The organism is Dokdonella sp., from assembly GCF_036518555.1.
Classification (GTDB): domain Bacteria; phylum Pseudomonadota; class Gammaproteobacteria; order Xanthomonadales; family Rhodanobacteraceae; genus Dokdonella_A.
On the sequence record NZ_DATDMY010000010.1, the window covers coordinates 1 to 6,318 of the forward strand.

General features: G+C 69.6%; 5 protein-coding genes. 3 read left to right on the forward strand and 2 right to left on the reverse strand.

All coding sequences use genetic code 11. The features are described from left to right. Together VI238_RS00725 and VI238_RS00730 are read right to left on the reverse strand one after the other, a co-directional pair. Positions 1-746, reverse strand: a 746-nt coding sequence (locus tag VI238_RS00725) for a hypothetical protein (protein WP_331647417.1), incomplete at its 3' end; no start/stop codon positions are given. 26 nt (positions 747-772) lie between these two features. Then, entirely contained in the window at positions 773-2,167 is a 1,395-nt protein-coding gene (locus VI238_RS00730; RefSeq protein ID WP_331647418.1) for a class II fumarate hydratase, read from the reverse strand. Between the two features lie 147 nt (positions 2,168-2,314). Here VI238_RS00730 and VI238_RS00735 point away from each other — a divergent pair, with 147 nt between their 5' ends. The 3 genes from VI238_RS00735 to VI238_RS00745 all read left to right on the forward strand — a co-directional run. Continuing rightward, positions 2,315-3,646, forward strand: a complete 1,332-nt coding sequence (locus VI238_RS00735; RefSeq protein WP_331647419.1) for a hemolysin family protein — start codon at positions 2,315-2,317, stop codon at positions 3,644-3,646. After that, positions 3,643-5,007 carry an adenylosuccinate lyase gene (purB, locus tag VI238_RS00740; RefSeq protein ID WP_331647420.1) on the forward strand — a complete coding sequence of 455 codons (1,365 nt, stop codon included), beginning with the start codon at positions 3,643-3,645 and terminating at the stop codon, positions 5,005-5,007. The genes VI238_RS00735 and purB overlap by 4 nt, the downstream gene beginning before the upstream one ends. Positions 5,008-5,133: 126 nt before the next feature. Further along, a partial coding sequence (locus VI238_RS00745; RefSeq protein ID WP_331647421.1) for a cupin domain-containing protein occupies positions 5,134-6,318 on the forward strand: 1,185 nt, incomplete at its 3' end.

The window sequence follows — 6,318 nt, forward strand, 5'->3', positions numbered from 1 at the left end:
GCCGCGACCGGCGCGGCCGCGGCAGGCGGCTCCGCCGCGCGTGCAGCCGCCGCCTTCTGCGCTTCCAGCCGCGCCTTCGCCGCCTCGGCCTCGGCGCGCGCCTTCTCTGCCTCGGCGCGGCTCTTCTCGAGCTCGGCTTCCGCCTTGGCCTTCTCCGCTTCCGCCTTCACGCGCTCGGCTTCCGCCTTCGCCTTGGCCGCTTCGGCCTTGGCCTTCTCGGCGTCCGCCTTGCTCGCATCCGCGACCTTCGGCGCCGCCGCAGCGGCGGCCTCGGCCTTGCTCTCGATGCGCACGAGCACGTTCTCGTAGAAGCCCTCGCGCAGCACGACGTCGGCGTTGCCGCCGGCCTTGATCTTGGCCGCGATCCGCGCGTGCCATTCGGCCGGCGCGGTGATCACGAGCTTGTTGCCCGAGGCGGCCGCCTTGCGGCCGAGCGCGGCGAGCGTCGCATCGGCCTTGCCGCTCTGGAAGTTGGCACCGCTGATGTCGGTGTTCTCCTGCGCGTACGCGCTGCCGCCGGCGATCAACGCCGAGGCAAGGATCAGTCTCTTCAACATGTCAAAACTCCAATCGCTACTCGTCTTGGGAAATCGGGAGGGCTCGGGCTCGAATGCGCGCTGGCGTGGAACCCCTGCTCGACGCGGGCGGCCGATCGTTGCAACCGCGTTCCTTCGCGACCAGGTGCGTCCCCTCAAACGACGCAGTCTGCTGAGCGGTTCGTCGCGCCGGCATGTGCCGTTCGCCACGTCCGCGCCCGCCTTTACCTTTCTTGTCAGCCGCCGGCGGAGCCGCCGTGGATGCCGCCCTTGGCCAGCGCGGCCGGGTCGAGCAGCTCCTCGAGCTTCCTGCGCGACAGGCCGGTGGTCTCCAGCGCGACATCGATGATCGGCCGGCCTTCCTTGTAGGCCTGCTTCGCCGTCGCCGCACCCTTGTCGTAACCGATCACCGCATTGAGCGCAGTCACCAGGATCGGATTCCTGGCGAGCGCCTCCTTGATCTTGTCCTCGCGCACCCTGAAGCCCGCGATCGCCTTGTCGGCGAGAAGGCGCGACGCGTTGGCGAGCAATTCGACCGATTGCAGCAGGTTCAGCGCGACGACGGGCAGCATCACGTTGAGCTGGAAGTTGCCGCTCTGTCCCGCGATCGTGATCGTCGCGTCGTTGCCGATCACCTGCGCGCAGACCATGGCCATCGCCTCCGGGATCACCGGATTGACCTTGCCCGGCATGATCGACGAACCCGGCTGCAGCGCCGGCAGCTCGATCTCGCCGAGGCCGGCGAGCGGCCCCGAATTCATCCAGCGCAGGTCGTTGGCGATCTTCATGAGCGTGCAGGCGAGCGCCTTCATCTGGCCCGACAGCTCGACCGCGGCATCCTGCGAACCGATGCCTTCGAAGTAGTTGTCGGCGGATTCGAACTTCACGCCGGTGAGTTTCGTGAGCTCGGCCGCGACACGCGGGCCGAGCTGGCTGTCGGCATTGATGCCGGTGCCGACCGCGGTGCCGCCCTGGGGAAGCTTGCGCACACGCTTCAGCGCATCCTGCAAGCGCTCGATGCCGGAACGGATCTGCGCGGACCAGCCGCCGAGTTCCTGGCCGAACGTGACCGGCATCGCGTCCATGAGGTGGGTGCGGCCGGTCTTGGCGACCTTGCGCAGTTCCTTTGCGCGCAGGTCGATCACCTTGCGCAGGTGGGCGAGCGCGGGCAGCAGCCGCTCGCTGACGGTGAGCGCGGCGCTGACCTGGATCGCGGTCGGGATCACGTCGTTCGACGACTGGCCATTGTTGACGTCGTCGTTCGGATGCACCTTGGTGCCCGCGGCCGCGCACAGATGCGCGATGACCTCGTTCGCGTTCATGTTCGACGAGGTGCCCGAGCCGGTCTGGAACACGTCGATCGGGAACTGCGCGTCGAACTCGCCGGCGGCGACGCGCTCGGCCGCCTTGCGGATCGCCTTTGCGCTGGTCTTCTTCAGGTGGCCGAGGTCCGCGTTCGCCTGCGCCGCTGCCGACTTGATCAGGCCGAGCGCACGGATGAACTCGCGCGGCATCGTCAGTCCGGAGATCGGGAAGTTGTCGACGGCGCGCTGCGTCTGCGCGCCGTACAGGGCGTCGGCGGGCACCTTCAATTCGCCCATGCTGTCGCGTTCGATCCGGTACTGGCTCATCGAGGATTCCGCTGCGGAAAATGGAATCGTCCATTATAGCCGCTCGCCGCGACCGCCGCCGGACGGCCGTCACAGCGCGCCCGGGGGACGGGGCGGGCCGCCCGCCGACGGATGCTACAATCGCGGGCCGTCCCTCCCGACCGGCACATGCTGCAGAACCTGCTCTACGTCGGCGCGGCGCTGCTGCTGGTGCTGCTCAACGGCTTTTTCGTCGCCGCCGAGTTCGCGCTCGTCAAGCTGCGCCAGACGCAGGCGGCCACCCTCGGTGCCGGCCACGGCTGGCGCGGCCGCCTGCTCGCCGACGTCCACGGCCGTCTGGACGCCTATCTGTCGGCGTGCCAGCTCGGCATCACGCTGGCGTCGCTCGGCCTCGGCTGGATCGGCGAGCCGGCGTTCGCGCACCTGCTCGAACCGCTGTTCGCACGGTTCGGCATCGGGCCGCAGACGACCCAGGTCGTCGCGCTCGCGATCGCGTTCACGCTGATCTCCTATCTGCACATCGTGCTCGGGGAACTCGCGCCGAAATCGATGGCGATCCGCAACCCGGAGCGCTACTCGCTGTTCACGGCGGGCCCGTTGTACGCGTTCTACTGGGTCATGTACCCGGCCATCTGGCTGCTCAACGCGAGCGCGAATCGCATGCTCGCGCTGCTCGGGCTCGGCGGCGACGGACACGGCGACGGCGAACACCACTACTCGCGCGAGGAACTGCGCCTGATCGTGCACGCGAAGCACGCCAGCCGCGCCGGCGAGGAATACTCGATGATGCAGCACGCGCTCGACCTGCCCGAACTCGTCGTCGGCGACGTGCTGCGTACGCGCGACCAGCTCGCTTCCTTCCGCGATGGCATGGACCGCGAAGCGGTGCTGGCCGAGTTCCGCCGCAGCCGCTACAGCCGCTATCCATGGTTCGAAGCGGACGGTGACCGCGTGCGCGGCGTGCTGCACATGAAGGATCTCCTGCACGCGATGTCCGAGCGCGGCGAGGTCACCGACCTCGTCGCGCTGTTGCGTCCGCCGATCCTGTTGCCGCTGCATGCGCCCGTACTGGACGTTCTCAAGCGCTTCCGCACCGGCGACACCCACCTCGCCCTGGGCGTCGAGGAATCCGGCCGCGTCGCGGGATTCTTCACCCTGGAGGACATCCTCGAGGTGCTCGTCGGCGACATCGAGGACGAGCATGCGCGCACCGGCGCGAGCCTCTCGCCGCGACCGAAGGGCGCGGAGTTCACGATCTCCGGCGGCACGCCGATCTACCGCCTCGAGCGCCTGCTCGAACGCGACATCGACGCACCCGCGGATGTGAACTCCGTCGGCGGCCTTATCATCCACAGGCTCGAACGCCTGCCCCAGGAGGGCGAGACGCTCGCCTTCGAGGGCTTCGACCTCACCGTGCGCACGATGCAGGGTGCCCGCGCGAAGACGATCCTGGTGCAACCGCGTCTTCCCGACACGAACGACCGCAAGGAACCGCAATGAACCCGACCCTGACCGCCCTGTCGCCGCTGGACGGACGCTACTTCGCCAAGACCGCCGCGCTCCGGCCGATCTTCAGCGAGTACGGGCTGATGCACCGGCGCGTGCAGGTCGAACTGCGCTGGCTGCTCGCGCTCGCCGACGAACCGCGCATCACGGAGGTGCCGCCGCTGCCGGAACCGGCGCGCGCGGCGCTGCTCGCGATCGGCGACGCGTTCTGCGAGGCCGACGGCGAACGCATCAAGGAGATCGAGCGCACGACCAACCACGACGTCAAGGCGGTGGAATACTTCATCAAGGAAAAGATCGCCGGCCATGCCGGACTCGCCGCGGTGAAGGAGTTCATCCATTTCGCCTGCACCAGCGAGGACATCAACAACCTCGCCTATGCGCTCATGCTGCGCGACGCGCGCGACGGCGCGTTGTTGCCCGCGCTCGACGCGGTCGCCGCGAAGCTGCGCGCGCTCGCCCACGAGCACGCCGCGCTGCCGATGTTGTCGCGCACGCACGGCCAGACCGCGTCCCCGACCACGCTCGGCAAGGAGATCGCCAACGTGCTCGCGCGCGTCGAGCGCCAGCGGCGGCAGATCGCCGCGGTCGAGCTGACCGGCAAGATCAACGGCGCGGTCGGCAACTACAACGCGCACGTGGTCGCCTACCCCGAGGTCGACTGGCCCGCGTTGGCGCGCCGATTCGTCGAGTCGCTCGGCCTCGCGTTCAACCCGTACCCGACGCAGATCGAGCCGCACGACTGCATCGCCGAGATCGGCGATGCGGTGCGTCGCGCGAACACGATCCTCGTCGATTTCGCGCGCGACGCCTGGGGCTACATCTCGCTCGGCTATTTCCGCCAGCAGCTGAAGGCCGGCGAGGTGGGCTCCTCGACGATGCCGCACAAGGTCAATCCGATCGACTTCGAGAACGCCGAGGGCAACTTCGGGCTCGCGAATGCGCTGTTCGAGCACTTCAGCGCGAAGCTGCCGATCAGCCGCTGGCAGCGCGACCTCACCGATTCGACCGTGCTGCGTGCGCTCGGCACCGCTTTCGGCCACACGCAGATCGCGCTCGACGCGCTCCAGCGCGGCCTCGGCAAGCTGCAAGCGGCGCCCGACCGGCTCGCCGCCGACCTCGACGCGAGCTGGGAGGTGCTTGCCGAGGCCGTGCAGACGGTGATGCGCCGCCATGGCTTGCCCGAACCGTACGAGCAGCTCAAGGCGCTCACGCGCGGCCACGGCATCACGCGCGATGCACTGCGCGACTTCGTCGCGGGCCTCGAGCTGCCGGCCGACGCAAAAGAGCGCCTGCTCGCGCTCGCGCCCGCGGGTTACGTCGGGCTCGCGCCCGAGCTCGCGCGCGCGATCTGATGCGATGTCCGATGCGCCGCTCGTCGCCGCCGACGCCCGCCGCCCGGATGCGCGCATGTTGAAGCCACGGGAGGCATCCGCGTCGTGAAGATCGAAGTCCAGGCCCGGCCGAACCAGCCGCTCGGCATGTCCGCGGAGACGTTCCTGCGCGACTACTGGCAGAAGCATCCGCTGCTGGTTCGCGCCGCGTTTCCGAATTTCGTCAATCCGGTCGCGCCCGATGACCTCGCCGGGCTCGCCTGCGAAGAACTCGCGCTGTCGCGCATCGTGATCCGGCAACCGCACGACGACGGCCCGTCGGCCGCGCGCCGGCGCACGGCGCAGGCCGAATGGACCCTGCGCAGCGGGCCGTTCGACGAAGGCCATTTCGCGAAGCTGCCGGCGACGCACTGGACCCTGCTCGTGCAGGACGTCGACAAGTGGGACGCCGACGTCTGCGCGCTGCTGGACGCGTTCGCGTTCCTGCCGCGCTGGCGCATTGACGACGTCATGGTCAGCTATGCCGAGGACGGCGGTTCGGTCGGCGCCCACGTCGACCAGTACGACGTGTTCCTGCTGCAGGGACTCGGCCGCCGACGCTGGGAGATCAGCACGGATCCGGCCGCTCCGCTCGCGTTCCGCGACGACGTCGAACTCAAGCTGCTGGCCGAATTCGCTCCCACCCATGGCTGGGTGCTCGAACCCGGCGACATGCTCTACCTGCCGCCCCGCGTACCCCATCACGGCGTCGCGCTGGGCGCATGCATGACCTATTCGATCGGCATGCGCGCGCCGTCGCAGGCCGACCTGCTCGGCGATTTCATCGACCACCTGATCGAGACGCTGCCCGAGGAGGCGCGCTACACCGACGCCGACCTCGCCCCGGCGCGCGGCGACGGCGAGATCGACGACGCCGCGATCGCACGCGTCGCGCGCGCGATGCCGTGGCTGCGCATCGATGACGCGGGCATCGCCGATGCGCGCGCGAGACCAGGGCACGAGCGGAGCCACGCGTCGCGGAATGCAGTGCCCGGAGAGCGGGGCCGCAAACGGGAGGTCGACGGCGGTCCGGGGCGCGTTCCGGTGTCTTCGCTTCGCACGTGGTTCGGCCGCTTCATCACGCGCTATCGCAGCGCGCACGTCGCCGCGGCTCCGCCGCGGCGGCTCGGCGACGCCGCATTCATGCGCGCCGCCGCCGCCGGCGCGAGCGTGCGACGCAACCCGTGGTCGCGCTGCGCCTGGATGCGCGACGGCCGCGGCGCACGGCTGTTCGTCGCGGGCGAGGCGTACCCCTGCTCGCTCGCACTCGCGCGCGCGCTCGGCGGCGACCGT